Here is a 21,246-nt window from a genome sequence, read left to right as displayed (position 1 = left end):
ATGGCTTGCTGAAAGAAGGCGAAGAGCATCGAATTCCGCGCAACGAGATGAGGGAGAAAAACCATGACGCTAGACGAAGTCATCAGCGAATTCGACCGCGGCCTGCGTTCCATGGCGGGTATCAGCCGCATGTCGCGGCCGGTTCCGGAGCCGAACGCGCTCGGTCAGTCGGAGATGAGCCTTCCGGGCATCGACGAACCCGCGCTCGACGAGAAGGAGCGGTCGCACGCCGCTGGTCTGATGCGCGTGAACCATGTCGGCGAAGTCTGCGCGCAGGCGCTTTATCAGGCTCAGAAGCTGGCGACCAATAGCCCGCAGCTGAAGGCGAGCTTCGAACACGCCGCGCGCGAGGAAGAAGACCATCTCGCGTGGACGTCCAAGCGCCTTCGCGATCTCGATTCGCGCCCGAGCCTGCTCAATCCGTTGTGGTACGCAGGCGCACTGGCCATCGGCTTTGCAGCCGGACGCCTCGGCGATCGCGCGAGCCTGGGTTTCATGGCCGAAACCGAGCGTCAGGTGGAGCAACATCTCGATGGCCACATGAAGACGCTGCCGCAAAACGATCATGCGTCGCGCGCGATCGTCGAGCAGATGCGGCAGGACGAAGCCGCACATGCCGCCGCAGCTATCGGAGCGGGCGGTGGTGAGGTTCCGTTCCCCGTGCGAGCGTTGATGCGCGCAGCATCGAAGATCATGACCCGCACCGCTTACTATATTTAGACGGCAGTCTCATGGTCGATGGCCTGCTCCATCGACCAATTACCGTTTGCGCGTGCGCGGAGGCGGCATATCCACCTATAAGAACGGTTACATTTCATTCATTTTGTCGGTCAAATTCACGTAACACTTTCACATCGTCCACTAGCTCTATAATTTATAACGCTTTTCTACTTTGTGCTACTTTAAGCTCCTGCGCTAAGTCCTTGTTCTAACGGGCAAAAACTACTCGAAAAAAAGTTTCGCGTCTTGACCGAGGAAATGCCTTCCACTAAAGTGGGAGACAGTGTCAGAAAGTGGTCTTTTGTGTGATTTCGGAGTCACTTTAAGGCTACTTCGCAAAAAGACGGGCGCCAACGGGGGCGTCAGCACAGGGAGAAGGGCGAGTGTTCCAGGGAGCGTCGGCGCTGACGCTCGATGCGAAAGGACGGATGTCGGTTCCGTCTCGCTATCGGGAAGCGCTGCAAGGGCAGGCAGAAGGCCGGGTGACGCTCACGAAGAGCCCGGATGGATGCCTGTTGCTGTTTCCTCGCCCGGAGTGGGAAGTCTTTCGCGCCAAAGTCGCCGCGCTTCCCATGGAAGCCATGTGGTGGCGGCGCATCTTTCTCGGCAACGCAATGGATGTGGAAATGGACGGCGCCGGCCGCGTATTGGTCTCGCCCGAACTGCGCTCTGCCGCATCGCTTGAAAAAGAAGTGACCCTGCTCGGCATGGGCGTGCACTTCGAATTATGGGACTCGCAGACCTATGCGGCGAAGGAAGCCGCGGCAATGGCGCAGGGCATGCCCGACGCGCTGAAGAATTTCACTTTCTGACGCGGCGCTAAAAACATGGCACCTGCGATGAGAAATGAACTGCAGCATCGCACGGTGCTGCTAAACGAAGCAATTGTCGGGCTGATCACGCGCGCGGACGGCATCTATATAGATGGCACTTTCGGGCGCGGCGGACATAGCCGGGGCATTCTGGATCGGCTGGGCGAAGCGGGGCGGCTCGTCGCCTTCGACAAAGACCCGCTCGCAATCGCCACGGCGCAACAGATACAAGACTCACGCTTTTCGATCGTGCATGACAGTTTCGCTGCCCTGCGCGATACGGCGAGCGAGCGTGGGATGGGGCGAGTGTCGGGCGTGTTGCTGGACCTGGGCGTGTCGTCGCCACAAGTGGACGACCCGGAGCGCGGCTTCAGTTTTCGCGCGCAAGGTCCGCTCGACATGCGCATGGACCCGACTCGAGGGGAGTCGGCGGCAGAGTGGCTCGCGCGGGCAACGGTGCAGGAACTCACGGAGGTGATCAGAGATTATGGGGAAGAACGGTTTGCTTTTCAGATTGCAAAGGCGCTTGTTGCTCGCAGGGCAGAGTCCGAGCGTCTTGGGCCTCTCGACAGCACGAGCGAGCTTGCCGAAATCGTGGGTCACGTCGTCAAAACCCGTGAGAAGGGCAAGGACCCGGCAACTCGCACCTTTCAAGCTATACGGATTCACGTCAATCAAGAGCTTGCGGAGCTGCAAGTAGTACTTGAGTCGGCACTTTCGTTGTTGGAGCAAGGGGGGCGGCTGGTCGTGATCAGCTTTCATTCGCTCGAAGACCGGATCGTCAAGCGTTTCATGCAGGCGCATGCCAGCGCGCCCGCCGTGGACCGTCGCTTGCCGATCCGCGCGGTCGATCTTCCCAGCCCGCCGTTGCGGGTCGTGGGCCGCGTGTTTCCGAGCGACGCTGAAGTCGCCGCCAACCCGCGCGCCCGGTCCGCGGTCATGCGTATCGCGGAGCGGATCGCGCCATGAATCGCCTCAACATCTTCCTGTTGATCGTCGTGCTCGGGTGCGCGTTGTCGGTCGTCAGCGCCACCAACAAGCAGCGGCAAGTGTTCATCGAATTGCAAAGAGCGCAGTCGCAAGAGCGTCAGTTGCAGCAGGATTATGCGCAGTTTCAGTATCAGCAGAGCGCGTTGTCGAAGACCTCGCGCATCGAGCAATTGGCTACTAACTCGTTGAAGATGCAGCCCGTCACTACCGGCCGCACGCAATACCTGACCTACGACCCGGCGACCTTCAAGGCCGCCGACGCGCCCATGCCGCCGCCGCTGCCCGCGTCGGCGCCGCCCGCACGCGGAGCCAAACGATGAAAAAATCCGCGAAACAAAAGGACGTCGCCTACACGCCGAATCCGATCCTCGCCGTGCGTCTGCCCATGTGGCGCTCGAAGCTGGTCGTGTTCATGTTGTTCATGGCGTTCGTCGCGCTCGCCGGGCGGGCATTCTGGATCCAGGGTCCAGGCAACGCGTTCTTCAAGAAGCAAGGCGAAAGCCGCTATCAACGCACGCTGGAAATGCCCGCCACGCGCGGCCAGATTCGCGACCGTAACGGTCTCGTGCTCGCCACGAGTTTGCCGGTGAAGGCCATCTGGGCGATTCCCGAAGCCGTGCCGAACGACCTCGGCGCGGACAAGCTCGCGCAACTCGCAAAGTTGCTCGACATGACGCAAAAAGATCTGCGCGCGAAACTCTCGATGGACAAGACCTTCGTCTACGTGAAGCGTCAGGTGCCGCTCGAAGTCGCGCAAAAGGTCGCGGAGCTCGACGTTCCCGGCATCTATTCGCGCGGCGAATACAAGCGCTTCTATCCGGAAGGCGAAATCACTGCGCATCTGATCGGCTTTACTAATATTGAAGACAAGGGACAAGAAGGCGTCGAACTCGGCGACCAAGGTGTCCTCGCGGGTACGCCTGGCATGCGTCGCGTCATCAAGGACCGCATGGGTCATATCGTCGAGGATGTCGACGAGCAGGTCGTGCCGCATAATGGTACGGACGTCGAACTCTCGATCGACAGCAAGATTCAGTACATCGCGTACACGAATCTGAAGGCTGCGGTCGAGAAGTCGAAGGCGAAGGCTGGCGCTGCAATTGTGATCGACACCAAAACGGGCGAAGTACTCGCGCTCGTCAACTATCCCACGTACAACCCGAACGACCGCACGCGCATGACTGGCGAGCAGTTGCGCAACCGCATTCTCACGGACACTTTCGAGCCAGGCTCGATCATGAAGCCGTTCACCGTTTCGCTCGCATTGGATTTGCATCGCGTGACGCCGAATACGCTCGTCGAAACGGGCGGCGGCACGTTCGTGCTGGACGGCGCGCGCATCACGGACGATTCAGGTTTCGGCACGCTCACTGTCGGTGGAGTGATTCAGAAATCGAGCAATATCGGCGCGACCAAAATTGCGATGCAATTGCGCGCCGAAGAAATGTGGAACATGTACACGAGCCTCGGTCTCGGTCAGGCGCCGAAGGTTGGTTTCCCTGGCGCGGTGACGGGACGGTTGCGGCCGTGGAAGAGCTGGCGGCGCATCGAGCAGGCAACCATGTCTTATGGCTACGGCTTGTCTGCTTCGCTGTTTCAGCTAGCACGCGCTTATACCGCGATTGCGCACGACGGTCAGGTCATGCCGGTGTCCATTTTCCGCACGCCGGGCGATCAACCGGCACAGGGTCAGCAAGTGTTTTCGCCAACCACCGCGCGTGAAGTGCGCTCCATGCTCGAAACCGTGGTGTCGAAGGGCGGCACGTCGCCGGATGCAGCGGTGCCGGGCTATCGCGTCGGCGGCAAGAGCGGCACCGCGTACAAGCATGCGGGTCGCGGTTACGACCATTCGAAGTATCGCGCGTCGTTCGTCGGCATGGCGCCAATGCCGAATCCGCGCATCGTCGTGGCCGTATCGGTCGATGAACCGACGGCGGGCAGTCACTTCGGCGGCCAGGTTTCGGGTCCCGTTTTCTCGGCCATCGCCGGCGACACGCTGCGTGCGCTCAATGTGCCGCCCGACATGCCGGTCAAGCAAATGGTCGTGACCGACGACTCGAACTCCGCAACGCAACCGCCGGCGAAGCAGCCCGCGAACAACGCCAACAACGCAATAGCCGCGAAGAAATACGCAGTGTCGAGCAATACGAAGACGCATCCGGGAGTCGTGCGATGAGCGCGCAGGCCCGCCAGATATCGAACGCGGTCGAATGGCTGCGCGCACATGCGCAACCCTCGGCGAACCTGCATGCCGACACGCGCTCACTCAAGAGCGGCGACGTGTTTCTGGCCTATGCCGTCGATGGCGCGGACAACCGTTCTTATCTGGATGCCGCGCTCGCAGCGGGCGCGGTGGCGGCGCTGTATCAGCCGGAAAACTTCACGGGCAAGCCGGATGCGTCGAAGACGCTCGCCGTTGCAAAACTCAACGAACTTGCCGGCCCGATTGCCGCTGCATGGTACGGCGAGCCGACCGCGTCGATGCTCACCGTTGGCGTGACGGGCACCAATGGCAAGACTTCGTGCAGTCAGTGGATTGCCACCGCGCTCACCGCGCTCGGCCGGCCGTGCGCAATCGTCGGCACGTTGGGTATCGGCATGCCGGGCAAGCTCGTTCATACCGGCTTCACCACGCCCGACGCGGCACAGCTTCAGCGCAATCTCGCGCAACTCAAGACGCAGGGCGCGGAGGGCGTGGCGATGGAAGTCTCGTCGCATGCGCTGCATCAAGGGCGCGTGAACGGCACGGATTTCGACCTCGCCATCTTCACGAACCTCACGCAGGATCATCTCGACTATCACGGCACTTTCGACGCATACGAAGCCGCCAAGGCGCGTCTTTTCGCGTGGCCCACGCTCAAGACCGCAATCGTCAATCGCGACGACGCGGCGGGACAACGTTTGATCGAATCGCTGCGCGGCAAGGTGCGCACGATTGCATACGGCGTCGATATTCCCGTGAACGCCGTGCCAAGCGCCGATGCGCTTTTGCTCGCGACCAACGTGCGCGCCACCGCAACGGGCACCGCGTTTCATCTTTCGTCGGACTGGGGCGAAGCCGACGTGGAAGTCGGCACGCTCGGCGCCTTCAACGTCAGTAATCTGCTTTCCGTGCTCGGCGTGCTGCTCGAAGTCGGCGTGCCGTTCGACACCGCGCTTGCACGCATCGCGAAACTCGAATCGGTGAACGGCCGCATGGAGCGGCTCGGCGGACGGCCGCAAAGCGATGAGCCGCTCGTCGTGATCGACTACGCGCATACGCCCGACGCGCTCGACAAGACACTCGCCGCCTTGCGTCCAATTGCGACTGCGCGTGGCGGCGAACTCGTCTGCATGTTCGGTTGCGGCGGCGACCGCGACGCGACCAAGCGCCCGCTCATGGGCGCGATTGCCGAGCGCCTTGCCGATCAGATCGTCATCACGAGCGACAACCCGCGCGGCGAAGACCCGCAAGCGATCATCGACCAGATCGCGGGCGGCATGAAGGACGCCAGGAAAGCGCGCCGTATCGAAGATCGCGCGAGCGCGATCTTGCAGGCGATTCGCGCGGCGGCGCGCGAAGACGTCGTCGTGCTGGCCGGAAAGGGCCACGAAGCCACGCAGGAAATCATGGGCAAGAAACGCGCTTTCTCGGATCAGGACCACGCACGCCTCGCGCTTGCCGCACGTGCCACGCAGCAGCGCGGAGGCGGCGAATGACCATGTTCACCTTGCGCGAAGCCGCAGCGCTCATTCCCGGCGCCGTTTTGCAGGGCGATGAAAACCTCGCGATCGAACGCATCGTCACCGACAGCCGCGCGGTTCAGGCCGGCGATCTCTTCGTAGCGGTGAAGGGCGATCGTTTCGATGCGCACGACTTTCTCGATCAGGTTGCAAAGGGCGGTGCGTCGGCGGCGCTCGTTTCGCGCGAGCCATCATCCGGGAATGCCTGGCCGCTGCCAGTCATCAAGGTAAAGGACACGCGCATCGGGCTCGGTGCGCTGGCACACGGCTGGCGTGAGCGCTTTGCCATGCCGCTCGTCGCCGTTACCGGCAGCAACGGCAAGACCACGGTCAAGGAAATGATCTCGTCGATCTTCGCGGCCGCGGTCGGCGAAGATGCGCGGCTCGCCACGGCCGGCAACTTCAACAACGACATCGGTTTGCCGCTCACGTTGTTTCGCCTGAACGCGGCGCACAAGCTCGCGGTCGTCGAGCTCGGCATGAATCATCCCGGCGAAACGAGTGTGCTCGGCAAGATCGCCGCGCCGACCGTCGCCGTGGTGAACAACGCGCAACGCGAGCATCAGGAATTCATGGCAACGGTGGAAGCCGTCGCGCTCGAACATGCATCGGTCATTCACGCGCTCGGCGAAACCGGCACGGCCGTGTTTCCCGCCGACGATCACTACGCGAGCATCTGGCGCGTGGCCGCGACCGGCAATCCGATCATGGACTTCGCATTGAGCGAGGACGCAGCGAAGGCGGCCGTCACCGGCACGCTCGACGGCACGACGGTGCACGTTCGCTCGCCGCAAGGCGAGATCGACATCGCGCTTGCCGTGCTTGGCGATCACAACGCGCGCAACGCATTGGCCGCAACGGCGGCGGCACTAGCTGCAGGCGTATCGCTCGATGCCGTCAAGCGCGGTCTCGAAGCATTTCAGCCGGTCAAGGGACGTCTGCAAGTGAAGCGCGCGGTGCTTGGCGCGCTTTCCGGCGCCACCGTGATCGACGACACGTACAACTCCAACCCCGACTCCATGCGCGCGGCCATCGACGTGCTCGCATCGCAGGCATCGCCGCGCGTGCTCGTCATGGGCGACATGGGCGAAGTAGGCGAAGAAGGTCCAGCGTTCCATCGCGAAGTCGGTGCTTATGCGGCACAACGCGGAATCGACGCGCTCTTCGCGTTGGGCGACGCGAGCGTCGATTCCGTGAACGCATTCAACGCTGCGGCATCGAAGCAGGCCGGCGCGCATTTCAACGATGTCGCCGCCCTGATTCAAGCAGTGCAACAAGCCGGCTTCGGACCCGGCGCCACGTATCTCGCGAAAGGCTCGCGCTTCATGAAGATGGAGCGCGTGGTGGACGCCGTGACAAGTCCACAACCACCCGTCGCGGGCACCACGCCCGCGGCACACTGAACTGAAAGAGAAGGACCAGCATGCTACTCGCACTCGCGCAATGGCTCCAGAATGACGCCAGCTTCATGCGCGTGTTTACCTACATCACGTTTCGCGCAGTGGGCGCCACGGCGACGGCGCTCCTGATCGGGCTCGTCTGCGGTCCGTGGGTGATCCGCAAACTGACCGCGTTGAAAGTCGGTCAGGCCGTGCGCCGTGACGGCCCGCAATCGCACCTCGTCAAGTCCGGCACGCCGACCATGGGCGGCGTGCTCATCCTCATCGGTATCGCCATTTCGACGCTGTTGTGGGCCGACCTCACCAACCGCTTCGTGTGGATCGTGATGCTCGTGACCTTCGGCTTCGGCGTGATCGGCTGGGTGGATGACTATCGCAAGGTCGTGTACAAGGACCCGCGCGGTATGTCGTCGCGCGAGAAGTATTTCTGGCAGTCGGTCCTCGGTCTCTTCGCCGCGGTGTACCTCGCCTTCAGCGTGTCCGAAGCGAACAACGCGCGCGTGTTCGATCTCTTCATGGCGTGGGTGCGCAGCGGTCTTTCCATGGGTCTGCCAGCGCGTGCCGACTTGATGCTGCCGTTCATCAAGGCGATCAGCTATCCGCTCGGCGTATGGGGCTTCATCGCGCTGACGTACTTGGTGATCGTCGGCGCCAGCAACGCGGTGAATCTCACCGACGGCCTCGACGGCCTGGTCATCATGCCCGTGGTGCTGGTGGGCGCGTCGCTCGGCGCGTTCGCTTATGTCATGGGTAGCTCCGTGTATTCGAAGTACCTGCTGTTCCCGCATATTCCCGGCGCGGGCGAATTGCTGATCTTCTGTTCGGCCATGGGAGGCGCCGGTCTCGCTTTCCTCTGGTACAACACGCACCCGGCGCAAGTGTTCATGGGCGATGTCGGCGCGCTCGCGCTCGGCGGCGCGCTCGGCACCATTGCCGTGATCGTGCGTCAGGAGATCGTGCTGTTCATCATGGGCGGCATTTTCGTGGCCGAAACGCTTTCGGTCATGTTGCAAGTCTTCTGGTTCAAGTTCACGAAGCGCCGTTATGGCGAGGGCCGCCGCTTCTTCAAGATGGCGCCGCTGCATCACCATTACGAACTGTCCGGCTGGACCGAGACGCAAGTGGTGGTGCGCTTCTGGATCATCACGTTGATGCTGTGTCTGCTTGGTTTGTCGACGTTGAAGCTGCGTTGATTTCGCGGTGATTTTCGTGTCGATGGTGCGACGCTCGAAGGTTTCTTGAATTTTCGTTTCAGGTCAAAGGTAAAGCGATGTTTGGCGAGAAGTTTGTGGATCGGCAAAGTCCGATGGTGCTTGTGCTGGGACTCGGTGAATCGGGTCTCGCGATGGCGCGCTGGTGCGCCAGGCACGGCTGCCGCCTGCGCATCGCCGACACGCGCGAACTGCCGCCGAATCTTTCCGAGCTCGCCATCCATCAAATCGATGCGGACTTCGTCGGCGGCCCGTTCTCGACTGAATTGCTCGATGGCGGTATCGAGATCGTCGCCATCAGCCCGGGACTTTCGCCGCTCGCGCCGGACCTCGCGCCGCTGATCGATGCTGCTAAAGCACGCGGCATTCCTGTGTGGGGCGAACTCGAATTGTTTGCGCAGGCGCTGGCCAAGCTCGGTATGGACGGCTATCAGCCGAAGGTGATCGCCATCACGGGCACGAACGGCAAAACCACGACGACCGCGCTCACGGGCCTCCTGTGCGAACGCGCGGGCAAGCGCGTGGCGGTCGCGGGCAACATCAGCCCGGCCATGCTCGACAAGCTCACGGAAGCCATCGATCAAACCGCGCTGCCCGACGTCTGGGTGCTCGAACTGTCGAGTTTCCAGCTCGAAACCGCGCACACCTTCGCGCCGGACGCCGCCGCCGTGCTGAACATCACGCAGGATCATCTCGACTGGCACGGCGGTCTCGACGCCTACGCCGCCGCGAAAGGCCGCATTTTCGGCGCGCGCACGACGCGCGTGCTGAACCGCGACGACGCCCGCACCATGGCGCTCGCGAAGAACGTCGCGGCGAATCGCGTGGTGAGCTTCGGTCTGGACGAGCCGGTCAACGTGGGCGACTACGGGCTTTTGCGCGAGAACGGCATGGTCTGGCTCGCGCAAGGCGTGGATCAGGACGCCGCCGACGAACCGGTCAGCTCGCGTCGTCGCAAGCAGGAAGCCGCCGCGCCGAACGTGGTGAGCAAGCGCCTCATGCCTGCCGACGCGCTGCGCATTCGCGGTCTGCATAACGCCGCCAACGCGCTGGCGGCGCTGGCGCTCGCACGTGCGGTCGATCTGCCGCTTGCCGCCTTGCTGCACGGCTTGCGCGAATATCACGGCGAGCCGCATCGCGTCGAAGTGATCGCGCAGATCGAAGGCGTCGATTATGTGGATGACAGCAAGGGCACCAACGTCGGCGCAACGGTCGCCGCGCTCGACGGTCTCGCGCAACGCATCGTGCTGATCGCGGGCGGTGACGGCAAGGGCCAGGATTTCTCGCCGCTCGAAGCACCGGTCGCACGCTGGGCGCGCGCCGTCATGCTGATCGGCCGCGACGCGCCGCGCATTCGCCAAACGCTCGAAGCCACCGGCGTCGCGCTCGAAGATCACGCCACGCTCGAAGCCGCGACGCAGTCCGCCGCGCGCCTCGCGCAACCGGGCGATGCCGTCCTGCTCTCGCCGGCCTGCGCGAGCCTCGACATGTTCAAAAACTATGCACATCGCGCCGACGTATTTCGCGGCGCGGTCGAAGAAATTGCCGCCGCGCGGGGAGTCATGCTATGAGCTGGTCGGAACGCTTTGGATCGAAATTGACTGGCCAGCGCAACGCGGTTCCGCAGGATTCGCTTGCGGGTCGCGCGGGCGCTTCGGTGCGCGTCGGACGTCCCGAAACCGCGGGCGGCATTTCGAGCGCGGTCAACGGCGTGCGTCCGGCGCGCTCGCGCATGCTCGACTACGACTACTCGCTTTTGTGGGTGATGATCTCGCTGCTCGGCCTTGGCATCGTGATGGTGTATTCGGCTTCGATCGCCATGCCCGATTCGCCGAAGTACGCGCAGTATCGCGACTATCACTTCCTCGTGCGCCATCTGATCTCGATAGCAACGGCGCTCGTCGGCGCGGTCATCGCGTTCAAGATTCCCATCAAGACCTGGGACAAGTACGCGCCGAAGCTCTTTCTCGTGGCGCTCGTGCTGCTCGTCATCGTGCTGGTGCCGCATGTGGGCAAGGGCGTGAACGGCGCGCGCCGCTGGATTCCGCTTGGCATCACGAACATGCAGCCGTCGGAAATCATGAAGCTCGCGGTGACCATCTACGCCGCGAACTACACCGTGCGCAAGCAAGAGTTCATGCATAGCTTCGGCAAGGGCTTTTTGCCGATGGCGGTCGCGGTCGGCGCGGTCGGCGCGCTCTTGCTGCTCGAACCGGACATGGGCGCGTTCATGGTGATCGCGGCTATCGCCATGGGCGTGCTGTTCCTCGGCGGCGTCAACGGCAAGCTGTTCGGCGGCCTGGTGGCGACGGCGGTCGGCACCTTCACCTTGCTCGTGTGGGCATCGCCTTGGCGTCGTGAGCGAATCTTCGCTTACCTCGATCCGTGGGACGACCGTTACGCGCAAGGCAAGGCTTATCAGCTCACGCACTCGCTCATCGCATTCGGACGCGGCGAATGGTTCGGCGTGGGCCTCGGCGGCAGCGTCGAGAAGCTCAACTATCTGCCGGAAGCGCATACCGACTTCATCCTCGCGGTGATCGGTGAAGAGCTCGGCTTCGTCGGCGTGATCTGCGTGATCCTGTTGTTTTACTGGATCGTGCGCCGCGCATTCGAGATCGGCCGTCAGGCACTCGCACTCGATCGCACCTTCGCCGGTCTGATGGCCAAGGGCGTGGGCATCTGGTTCGGCGCGCAGACCTTCATCAACATGGGCGTGAATCTCGGTCTTCTGCCGACCAAGGGTCTCACGTTGCCGCTCGTGAGCTACGGCGGCTCGGGCATTCTTTTGAACTGCGTCGCGCTCGCGGTACTGCTGCGCGTCGATTATGAAAACCGGGTGCTGATGCGCGGAGGCAAGGTATGACCGTGCAAGGCTCATCCACTGCGAACGCACGCACGCTGATGGTCATGGCGGGCGGCACCGGGGGCCACGTGTTCCCCGGTCTAGCGGTCGCGCACTGGATGCAGGCGCAGGGCTGGCGCGTGGTGTGGCTCGGCAATGCGAGCGGCATGGAAGCGACGCTCGTCCCGAAGCACGGTATTCCGATGGAGTCCGTGCGCTTCGGCGGCGTGCGCGGCAAGGGCATCAAGACCAAGTTCATGTTGCCCGTGAATCTCTTGCGCGCGTGTTCGCAGAGTCTGCGCGTGCTGCGTCAGGTGAAGCCGGATGTCGTGCTCGGCATGGGCGGCTACATCACGTTCCCGGCGGGCGTGATGACGAGACTCGCCGGCTGCCCGCTCGTGCTGCACGAACAGAATTCCATCGCGGGACTCGCGAACAAGGTGCTCGCGCATCTTGCGAAGCGCGTGCTCGTCGCTTTTCCGAACGCGCTGCCCAATGCCGAATGGACGGGTAATCCCATTCGTGCGGAACTAACGCGCACATTGCCACCTAAAGAACGCTATGCCGCGCGTTCGGGCCGGTTGAACGTGCTCGTGGTCGGCGGCAGTCTCGGCGCGGCTGCGCTCAACGAAACGGTGCCGAAGGCGCTTGCCCTGTTGAGCGACGAAGAACGTCCGCGCATCGTGCATCAGGCAGGCGCGAAGCATATCGAAGCGCTCGAAGCGAATTACGCCGCGGCAGGTTTTTCGCGTGGCGGCGACTTGCAACTCGTGCCGTTCATCGAAGACATGGCAAGCGCTTATGCGGCAGCCGATCTCGTGATCTGCCGTTCAGGCGCGATGACCGTCTCCGAGATCGCGGCGGTCGGCGTAGCGGCGCTGTTCGTGCCGTTCCCGTTCGCCGTCGACGATCACCAGACGACCAACGGCGCGTTCCTCGCCAGGAACGGCGCGGCGGAATTGATACAACAACGCGATTTGTCGGCGGAAAGGCTCGCCGGCTGGTTGCGTATGCAGTCGCGCGAAACGCTTACGGCAATGGCCGAGCGTTCGCGCGCGCTGGCGAAACCGGACGCGACCGAACGGGTCGCGAAGGTTTGCGCCGACGTGGCCGGTGCGCGTACCCACGCGCAAGCTCGAGAGGCACATTAAGTCATGAAACATATCGTCAAACACATTCACTTCGTCGGCATTGGCGGAGTCGGGATGAGCGGCATCGCGGAGGTGCTGCTCAATCTCGGTTATCAGGTCAGCGGTTCGGACCTGTCGAACAACGCAATCACCGAGCGCCTCAAGATGCTCGGCGCGCGCGTGGCTATCGGGCATCACGAACAGAACATCGAAGGCGCGAACGCGGTCGTCGTATCCACGGCCGTGCGGCAAGACAATCCGGAAGTGCTGGCCGCGCGTCATCGTCGCGTGCCTATCGTGCCGCGCGCGGTCATGCTCGCGGAACTCATGCGCCTGAAGCAGGGCATCGCCATTGCCGGCACGCACGGCAAGACCACGACCACGTCGCTCGTCGCAAGTGTGCTGGCGGCAGGCGGACTCGATCCGACCTTCGTCATTGGCGGCCGGCTGATCAGCGCGGGCGCGAATGCGCGGCTCGGCACGGGCGACTTCATCGTCGCGGAAGCGGACGAGTCGGACGCGTCGTTCCTCAACCTCTTTCCCGTGATCGAAGTCATCACGAACATCGACGCCGATCACATGGACACCTACGGCCACGACTTCGCGCGACTGAAGCAGGCGTTCATTGAATTCACGCATCGCCTGCCGTTCTATGGCATTGCCGTGTTGTGCGTGGACGACCCGAACGTGCGCGAAATCCTGCCGTTCGTGTCAAAGCCGATCATCCGCTACGGTCTCGGCGCCGAAGCGCAAGTGCGCGCGGTGAACGTCGAAGCGCGCGGCGGCCGCATGAAGTTCACGACGCTGCGCGAAGACGCGCCGCCGCTCGATATCGAACTGAATCTGCCGGGCACGCACAACGTGCAGAACGCGCTCGCCGCCATCGCCATTGCGACCGAACTCGAAGTCGCGGATGCCGATATCCAGCGTGCGCTCGCCGAGTTCAACGGCGTGGGCCGGCGCTTCCAGCGTTATGGCGAAGTGAAGGCGAACAACAACGAAGGCGCGTACACGCTGATCGACGACTACGGTCATCATCCGGTCGAGATGGCCGCGACCATCGCGGCGGCGCGCGGCGCGTTTCCGGATCGCCGGCTCGTGCTCGCGTTCCAGCCGCATCGCTACACGCGCACGCGCGACTGCTTCGAGGATTTCGTGAAGGTGTTGTCCACCGTCGATGCCCTCGTGCTCACCGATGTCTACGCCGCGGGCGAAGCGCCCATCGTCGCCGCCGACGGCCGTGCGCTCGCGCGCGCCATCCGCGTGGCGGGCAAGGTCGAACCGGTGTTCGTCGAAACCGTGGACGAAGTACCCGATGCCGTGACGACGCTTGCGCGCAACGGCGACGTGGTGATCACCATGGGCGCGGGTTCCATCGGCGGTGTATGCGGGCGGCTCGCGCTGAGCCAGAACTGAACATGAAAGACGCAACCAAAAGCAACGTGAATCAACTCGATCCCGAGGTCTTCGGCAAGGTCGCCGTGCTGCTTGGCGGTAACTCGGCCGAGCGCGAAGTCTCGCTCAACTCGGGACGGCTCGTGCTCGAAGGTTTGCGCGAAGCGGGCATCGACGCGCATCCGTTCGATCCGGCGGAGCGTCCGCTCTCGGACTTGAAGGCGGAAGGTTTCGAGCGCGTGTTTATCGCGCTGCATGGCGGCTATGGAGAGAACGGCCAGTTGCAGGGCGCGCTGGACTTTTACGGCATCCGTTATACGGGCAGCGGCGTGCTCGGTTCGGCGCTCGGCATGGACAAGCTGCGCACCAAGCTCGTGTGGCAGCAGACCGGCATTCCCACGCCGCCGTTCGAGACCGTGTATCGCGGTGAAGACTACGACGCGCGCACGCACGAAATCATTGCGAAGCTCGGCTTGCCGCTTTTCGTGAAGCCGGCGACGGAAGGCTCGAGCGTCGCGGTCATCAAGGTGAAGAGCGCGGAAACGCTCGCGCCCGCGCTCGAAGAAGCCGCGAAGTACGACAAGATCGTGATCGTGGAGAAGAGCATCGAAGGCGGCGGCGAGTTCACGTGCTGTATCGCCGGCAATCTCGATTTACCGGTCATCAAGATCGTGCCGGCGGGCGAGTTTTACGACTATCACGCAAAGTACGTCGCCGACGACACCCAGTACCTGATTCCCTGCGGCCTGACCGAAGCGGAGGAAGCGCGCATGAAGCAACTGACGCAGCGCGCCTTCGACATGCTCGGCTGCACGGACTGGGGCCGCGCCGACTTCATGCTGGACCTCGACGGCAATCCGTACTTTCTCGAAGTCAACACGGCGCCGGGCATGACGGATCACTCGTTGCCGCCGAAAGCGGCGCGCGCGGTGGGCATCAGCTACAAGGATCTGGTGGTGAAGGTGTTGTCGTTGACGCTCGAAGACTAAACATTCGCACAGGACACAAGCAAACGAACCATGTGGAACAACGTTCGCCAAATGAACCTCGCCGCCAGCGCGCTGCACTTGATGCTCGTGCTCATGCTGCTGGCCGCCGCGGGCATCTGGGCGATACAGCGTCCCGAGTTTCGTCTGCGCGGTATCCAGATCGACGGCGACACGGCGCACATCAACACGCCGACGGTGCGCGCGAGCGTGGTGGGGCATCTGAAGGGCAATTTCTTCACGGTCGATCTCGATACGGCCCGCGCCGCGTTCGAGCAGATGCCGTGGGTGCGTCATGCAAGCGTGCGGCGCGTCTGGCCGAATGCGCTCGCAGTGACACTCGAGGAATACAAGCCGCTCGGCACCTGGGGCAACGACCAGTTGGTGAGCGTGGACGGTGAACTCTTCACGGCGAACCAGGGCGAACTCGACGACGACCTGCCCGCGTTCGACGGTCCCGAGGGCACGGCGAAGGAAGTGGTCGCCCGGTATCACGATTTTCAGAAGTGGTTCGCGCCGCTCGACGCGCAGCCGGAGGAAGTGACGCTGTCGCCGCGATTCGCGTGGACGGTCAAGCTCTCGAACGGCACGCAGCTCGAACTGGGCCGCGAGCGCAATGAAGACACATTGCTCGAACGCAGCCGGCGCTTCGTCGCGTCGTGGCCGTCGGTGACGGGGCGTTGGGGCAACGACATCGAATACGCGGATTTGCGTTACCCGAATGGCTTCGCGATACGAGCAGCTGGAATGCGTTTCATCAATGACACCGACAAGGCCAAGAAGTAAGCAGACAAAACGGGCATGAGCACGCTATGAGCAAAGACTACAAAGACCTGCTGGTTTCCCTCGACATTGGAACGTCGAAGGTGGTCGCGATCGTCGCCGAACTGAAAGGCGAGGGCCACTACGAGGTGATCGGACTCGGTCAGAGCGACTCGAAGGGGTTGAAGAAGGGCGTCGTGGTCAACATCGAGGCCACGGTGCAATCCATTCAGCGCGCGCTCGAGGAAGCCGAGCTGATGGCGGATTGCAAGATCACGAATGTCTTCACGGGCATTGCGGGAAGCCATATCCGCAGCTTCAATTCGAGCGGCATGGTGGCGATCAAGGACAAGGAAGTCACGCAGACGGACGTCGCCCGCGTGATCGAAACGGCCAAGGCCATCAACATCCCGACCGATCAGCAGGTGCTGCATATCCTCACGCAGGAATTCATCATCGACGGTCAGGAAGACGTGCGCGAGCCTATCGGCATGAGCGGTATCCGGCTCGAAGTAAAGGTGCATATCGTGACGGGCGCGGTGAGCGCGGCGCAGAACATCGTGAAGTGCGTGCGCCGCTGCGGGCTCGAAGTGAACGACCTCATTCTTCAGCCGCTCGCCTCGTCGCTGGCGGTGTTGACGGAAGACGAGAAGGAACTGGGCGTAGTGCTCGTCGATATCGGCGGCGGCACGACGGACATCGCCATCTTCAGCGAAGGCGCGATCCGTCACACGGCCGTGATTCCCATCGCCGGCGATCAAATCACGAGCGACGTCGCGATGGCGCTGCGCACGCCGACGCCGGACGCGGAAGACATCAAGGTGAGCTACGGCATCGCGAAGCAGGCGCTCGCCGATCCCGACGAGATGATCGAAGTGCCGGGTCTCGGCGAACGCGGTCCGCGCACGCTGTCGCGTCAGGCGCTCGCAGCAGTGGTCGAGCCGCGTGTCGAGGAACTGTTCTCACTGGTGCAGCAGGTCGTGCGCGAATCCGGCTACGAAGAATTGCTGTCGAGCGGCGTCGTCCTGACCGGCGGCGCGGCGATGATGCCCGGCATGGTCGAACTCGGCGAAGACATTTTCCTGAAGCCAGTGCGTATCGGCGTGCCGGAATACGCGGGCGGCCTTGCAGATGTCGTGCGCAATCCGCGCTATTCGACGGCCATGGGCCTGCTCGCCGAAGGACGCTCGCAACGCATGCGCGGCCGCAAGGTCGCGGTACAGAACGGATCGATGGGCCAGGTCTTCACGCGCATGAAAGACTGGTTTCTCGGAAACTTCTGAATCGAATAAGAAACATAAGTAGCACGAAAGAAAAAGCAGCAGACGCTGAATATAATTCGTGCCAGTACCGGCGGCTGGCGCGCGGTGAGGGGTTGCCCGATCTCTCGCCGAATAACGCCGATCTTCATTCTTGACGGAGGCAACATGGATTTCGAAATGCTGGAAACGGAAACCAACGGAACGATCATCAAGGTGGTCGGTGTCGGAGGTGCGGGTGGCAACGCCGTGCAGCACATGATCAACAGAGGTGTACAAGGCGTCGACTTCATCGTGATGAATACCGACGCGCAGGCACTGGCTCGCTCACGCGCGCCGGCGGTTCTGCAATTGGGCATGACCGGTCTCGGTGCGGGCGCCAAGCCGGACAAGGGTAAGGAAGCGGCGGAAGACGCGCGCGAGCGTATCGCCGATGCATTGCGTGGCGCGCACATGGTGTTCATCACCGCGGGCATGGGTGGCGGCACGGGGACGGGCGCGGCGCCGGTGGTCGCGCAGATCGCGAAGGAAATGGGCATTCTGACCGTCGGCGTCGTGAGCAAGCCGTTCGAGTTCGAAGGCGGCCGCCGCATGCGCGTGGCGGAAGCCGGCTCGCAGCAGTTGGAAGATCACGTCGACTCGCTCATCGTCGTGTTGAACGACAAGCTGTTCGACGTGATGGGCGACGACGCCGAAATGGACAAGTGCTTCCAGTGCGCGGATGACGTGCTGAACAACGCTGTCGCGGGCATCGCGGAAATCATCAACGTCGATGGTCTCGTGAACGTCGACTTCGAAGACGTGAAGACCGTGATGGGCGAGCAGGGCAAAGCGATGATGGGCACGGCGACAGTCGCCGGCGTCGATCGCGCGCGTCTCGCGGCGGAACAGGCCGTGGCGAGCCCGTTGCTCGAAGGCGTGGACTTGTCGGGTGCGCGCGGCGTGCTCGTGAATATCACGTCGAGCCGTTCGCTGCGTTTGTCGGAAACGCGTGAAGTGATGAACACCATCAAGAGCTACGCGGCCGACGACGCAACCGTGATCTTCGGCGCGGTGTACGACGACGCAATGGGCGATGCCCTGCGCGTGACGGTGGTGGCAACGGGACTGGGCCGCGCGGCGAAGAAGCAGCAGCAAGCGCCAATGACCCTCCTGCGCACGGGCACCGACAATCAGCCGGTCGCGCATGCGCACGCAACGCACAACACGTATTCGCCGCAGCATGGTCAGCCGACGGATTACGGTCAGCTGGACACGCCGGCAGTGTGGCGTTCGACGCGGGAAACGGCGGCATCGCATGTGCAGGCATTGCAGGAAAAGGGCGTCGACACTTACGACATCCCGGCGTTCCTGCGCAAGCAAGCGGACTAAGACGGGCCTCATCGCCGAATCATGGCGACGAGCGAAGCCGTAGCACCCGTTATCACGCGCGCTGAGTCGAGAAGCGCGACAATGCAGGCTTCACGTGGGGCGACTGTCCAAGGCCGCGTTCGAGGACGTATCGAATCGGACGCCAGGCCGTGGCCAGGCGCTCTCCACGAATTTGCCACTGTGCAGATGAAGCCGGTGTCGTCGAACTTCGCGATAAAGCGTCAAGCGCGGGACGATGCACTTCGCCGGAATGTGCGGGCACTGACGAGGGAAGGACCGAGCATGATCAAAGTGGGTGAAACGTTGCCGGATGTGCGTCTCTTCGAGTTCATCGAGGAGCCGAGCGAAGGCTGCGCCGTGGGACCGAACGGGTTCTCGGCGCGCGAGCGGACCGCTGGCAAGCGCGTGGTGATCTTCGGATTGCCGGGCGCGTTCACGCCAACGTGTTCCGCCAGACACGTGCCCGGCTACGTCGAGGCGGCGGAGGAGTTTTCCGCTGAGGGTATCGACGAAGTCTGGTGCGTTTCCGTCAACGACGCGTTCGTCATGAACGCGTGGGGACGCGATCTTCAAACCGCGGGCAAGGTGAAGATGATCGCGGACGGCAGTGCGCGTTTTGCCCAGGCACTCGGACTGGATCAGGATTTGACCGAGCGCGGCATGGGGATTCGTTCCCAGCGCTACGCGATGGTGATCGACAATGGCGTGGTCAAGACGCTCAATGTCGAAGCGCCCGGCAAGTTCGAAGTCAGCGACGCTCAAAGCATCCTGGCGACGTTGCGCTGAGTGAAGCGGCGTCGCGTTGTCTCTGTACAACGCCGCAGACGCACTCTCAAACAGCCGCAACTTGGGGCCGATGACCGGAAATGCCTCCATTCCGGCCATCGGCCCGTTCTACTTCATTAAATCTGTCATCGGCAGGTAACACCGGGAAACACTTGAAACCTCCCGGAGCGCGACGACGTGCACTGGATGGAGTATACTTCGGCCTATTAGCTTATATAGTGCGATTAATTCTCTTTATTGGGAATTCATATCGGAAGAAAATCATGTTGAAGCAGCGAACAATCAAGACCGTAGTCAAGACCGTGGGGATCGGGCTCCATTCCGGCCGAAAGGTCGAACTGACGCTCAAGCCCGCACCGGCTGGCACGGGCATCGTGTTCTCGCGTATCGACTTGCCGCAGCCGGTCGACATTCCCGCGTCCGCGATGTCCGTCGGCGACACGCGTCTGGCGTCCGTGTTGCAGAAGGACGGCGCGCGCGTTTCCACCGTCGAGCATTTGATGTCGGCATGCGCGGGACTCGGTATCGACAATCTGTATGTCGATGTAACCGCCGAGGAAATCCCGATCATGGACGGCAGCGCGGCTTCGTTCGTGTTTCTGATTCAATCGGCGGGTATAGAAGAGCAGAACGCGCCAAAGAAATTCATCAAGGTGACGAAGCCCGTCGAAGTGCGCGACGGCGATAAATTCGCGCGTCTCGACCCGTATTTTGGCTTCAAACTGAGCTTTACCATCGACTTCCGTCACCCGGCCGTCGACAAGACCGGTCAGGCGTTGGAAGTGGATTTCGCGACTACGTCATATGTGCGTGAAATCGCGCGTGCTCGTACGTTCGGCTTTGCGCACGAAGTTGAAATGATGCGCGAACTCGGTCTCGCACGCGGCGGCAGCATGGACAACGCGATCGTGCTCGACGAGTACCGCATCCTGAATAACGACGGCTTGCGCTACGACGACGAATTCGTGAAGCACAAGATGCTGGACGCCATTGGCGACCTGTATGTCGTGGGGAATCCCCTGCTCGCGTCATACAAAGCGTACAAGGGCGGCCACGCCATGAACAACATGCTTTTGCGCGAATTGCTCGCAAACGAAGACGCTTACGAAATGGTCACGTTCGAGGACATTCAGAAGGCGCCGCGCGGTTTCAGTTTCGACACGCAGACGGCATTTGCCTGAGTCACTTCAGGCAGCGAGTTTCAAGCGAATGAGCGGTGCGAAAGCATCGCTCATTTTTTTTCGCCGTTGCCTCGATGACGCGCGGCCATTTTCGCGAGCGCTTCCTGCAGCGGCGAAGGCGCGAGCGTCTCGGCAAGCTCGTGCAGCGCCGATGCGCCCGCCGCCGACATCCGCGCTTGCTTGGGCGGCACCGCGTCCTGCATCGATTGCGGACGCACGCGCACTCTCAGCGAGTTGACCGCCCAGCCGCGTTGCTGCAAATCGGCGAGCAAAGTGGGCTCGATATGGCGCAGCCGCGCCGCGAGCGCGTTATGCGCGGCGAAAAGCGCTAGCACGCCATCCTTGATGAAACCGGGCTCGACATTGGCCGCGAGATAATCCGGCAGAAGCGTGCTCAGATCGCGCTGCAGCGCCGCCACTTGCTCGACGCCTGCCCGCAATGCGCGAAAGGCATCGGTGCGATCGAGGACATCGGCCAGCGCCTGTGGCTTGCGCGGATCGAACCGCTGCGGTCCAGACCTTGAATTTGTAGAAAAACGGCTCATTTTTGGCTTGAGAACGCCCGACGCAATGGTTCGATTGTAACGCGCGCCCGCGCGCTTCCCCGACGCGCAAGCCTTATTCGGCAACCGCGCCGGAACAAACTTTCAAACGGTTGACTGTCGCGTTCCCCCG

General features: G+C 62.5%; 19 protein-coding genes. 18 read left to right on the top strand and 1 reads right to left on the bottom strand.

Annotated features, from left to right (window positions below):
• Positions 1-63: 63 nt before the first annotated feature.
• The 18 genes from coq7 (at position 64) to lpxC (ending at position 20,571) form a co-directional block, all read left to right on the top strand.
• Entirely contained in the window at positions 64-720 is a 657-nt protein-coding gene (gene coq7, locus NCR98_RS11800) for a 2-polyprenyl-3-methyl-6-methoxy-1,4-benzoquinone monooxygenase (protein ID WP_244826312.1), read from the top strand.
• 383 nt (positions 721-1,103) lie between these two features.
• Positions 1,104-1,532, top strand: a complete 429-nt coding sequence (mraZ, locus tag NCR98_RS11795) for a division/cell wall cluster transcriptional repressor MraZ (protein ID WP_250465724.1) — start codon at positions 1,104-1,106, stop codon at positions 1,530-1,532.
• A gap of 15 nt (positions 1,533-1,547) precedes the next feature.
• Positions 1,548-2,501 (top strand): 16S rRNA (cytosine(1402)-N(4))-methyltransferase RsmH, encoded by a 954-nt coding sequence (gene rsmH / locus NCR98_RS11790; RefSeq protein ID WP_250526278.1) that lies wholly within the window; start codon positions 1,548-1,550, stop codon positions 2,499-2,501.
• Positions 2,498-2,842: a cell division protein FtsL gene (ftsL, locus tag NCR98_RS11785; RefSeq protein ID WP_250509509.1), complete on the top strand. Its 345-nt coding sequence runs from the start codon at positions 2,498-2,500 to the stop codon at positions 2,840-2,842. The genes rsmH and ftsL overlap by 4 nt, the downstream gene beginning before the upstream one ends.
• Positions 2,839-4,698: a peptidoglycan D,D-transpeptidase FtsI family protein gene (locus NCR98_RS11780; RefSeq protein WP_250526277.1), complete on the top strand. Its 1,860-nt coding sequence runs from the start codon at positions 2,839-2,841 to the stop codon at positions 4,696-4,698. Before ftsL ends, NCR98_RS11780 begins: the two co-directional genes overlap by 4 nt.
• Entirely contained in the window at positions 4,695-6,221 is a 1,527-nt protein-coding gene (locus NCR98_RS11775) for a UDP-N-acetylmuramoyl-L-alanyl-D-glutamate--2,6-diaminopimelate ligase (RefSeq protein ID WP_250526276.1), read from the top strand. The genes NCR98_RS11780 and NCR98_RS11775 overlap by 4 nt, the downstream gene beginning before the upstream one ends.
• Entirely contained in the window at positions 6,218-7,648 is a 1,431-nt protein-coding gene (locus tag NCR98_RS11770; protein WP_244826306.1) for a UDP-N-acetylmuramoyl-tripeptide--D-alanyl-D-alanine ligase, read from the top strand. Before NCR98_RS11775 ends, NCR98_RS11770 begins: the two co-directional genes overlap by 4 nt.
• 20 nt (positions 7,649-7,668) lie before the next feature.
• Positions 7,669-8,838 carry a phospho-N-acetylmuramoyl-pentapeptide-transferase gene (gene mraY, locus NCR98_RS11765; RefSeq protein WP_250526275.1) on the top strand — a complete coding sequence of 390 codons (1,170 nt, stop codon included), beginning with the start codon at positions 7,669-7,671 and terminating at the stop codon, positions 8,836-8,838.
• 77 nt (positions 8,839-8,915) lie between these two features.
• The gene (gene murD / locus NCR98_RS11760; protein ID WP_250526274.1) at positions 8,916-10,427 is read left to right on the top strand and encodes a UDP-N-acetylmuramoyl-L-alanine--D-glutamate ligase; all 1,512 of its coding nucleotides are present in this window, start codon (positions 8,916-8,918) and stop codon (positions 10,425-10,427) included.
• Positions 10,424-11,722: a putative lipid II flippase FtsW gene (ftsW, locus tag NCR98_RS11755; RefSeq protein WP_244826303.1), complete on the top strand. Its 1,299-nt coding sequence runs from the start codon at positions 10,424-10,426 to the stop codon at positions 11,720-11,722. The genes murD and ftsW overlap by 4 nt, the downstream gene beginning before the upstream one ends.
• Positions 11,719-12,852 carry an undecaprenyldiphospho-muramoylpentapeptide beta-N-acetylglucosaminyltransferase gene (gene murG, locus NCR98_RS11750; RefSeq protein ID WP_250526273.1) on the top strand — a complete coding sequence of 378 codons (1,134 nt, stop codon included), beginning with the start codon at positions 11,719-11,721 and terminating at the stop codon, positions 12,850-12,852. Before ftsW ends, murG begins: the two co-directional genes overlap by 4 nt.
• A gap of 3 nt (positions 12,853-12,855) precedes the next feature.
• A complete protein-coding gene (gene murC, locus NCR98_RS11745) occupies positions 12,856-14,247 on the top strand; it encodes a UDP-N-acetylmuramate--L-alanine ligase (RefSeq protein ID WP_250526272.1) in 1,392 nt (463 codons plus the stop codon).
• Between the two features lie 2 nt (positions 14,248-14,249).
• Positions 14,250-15,215 (top strand): D-alanine--D-alanine ligase, encoded by a 966-nt coding sequence (locus NCR98_RS11740; protein ID WP_284503825.1) that lies wholly within the window; start codon positions 14,250-14,252, stop codon positions 15,213-15,215.
• Positions 15,216-15,245: 30 nt separating this feature from the next.
• Positions 15,246-15,998 carry a cell division protein FtsQ/DivIB gene (locus tag NCR98_RS11735; RefSeq protein WP_244826300.1) on the top strand — a complete coding sequence of 251 codons (753 nt, stop codon included), beginning with the start codon at positions 15,246-15,248 and terminating at the stop codon, positions 15,996-15,998.
• A 26-nt stretch (positions 15,999-16,024) separates the two neighbouring features.
• On the top strand, positions 16,025-17,257 hold the full coding sequence (ftsA, locus tag NCR98_RS11730) for a cell division protein FtsA (protein ID WP_244826299.1): 1,233 nt from the start codon (positions 16,025-16,027) through the stop codon (positions 17,255-17,257).
• Positions 17,258-17,401: 144 nt separating this feature from the next.
• A complete protein-coding gene (gene ftsZ / locus NCR98_RS11725) occupies positions 17,402-18,604 on the top strand; it encodes a cell division protein FtsZ (RefSeq protein WP_244826298.1) in 1,203 nt (400 codons plus the stop codon).
• 282 nt (positions 18,605-18,886) lie between these two features.
• Positions 18,887-19,390, top strand: coding sequence for a peroxiredoxin (locus NCR98_RS11720; protein ID WP_244826297.1), 504 nt, complete (start codon positions 18,887-18,889; stop codon positions 19,388-19,390).
• 263 nt (positions 19,391-19,653) lie between these two features.
• Entirely contained in the window at positions 19,654-20,571 is a 918-nt protein-coding gene (gene lpxC / locus NCR98_RS11715; protein WP_250526271.1) for a UDP-3-O-acyl-N-acetylglucosamine deacetylase, read from the top strand.
• A gap of 50 nt (positions 20,572-20,621) precedes the next feature.
• On the opposite strand, the gene NCR98_RS11710 is transcribed toward lpxC, so the two are convergent.
• A complete protein-coding gene (locus tag NCR98_RS11710; protein ID WP_250509503.1) occupies positions 20,622-21,116 on the bottom strand; it encodes a DciA family protein in 495 nt (164 codons plus the stop codon).
• Positions 21,117-21,246: the final 130 nt, after the last annotated feature.

This window comes from Caballeronia sp. GAWG2-1, from assembly GCF_023631405.1.
In the GTDB taxonomy this organism is placed as follows: Bacteria; Pseudomonadota; Gammaproteobacteria; order Burkholderiales; family Burkholderiaceae; genus Caballeronia.
Note: the sequence above shows the minus strand (reverse complement) of the source record. Positions and strands in the feature narration are given on the sequence as shown.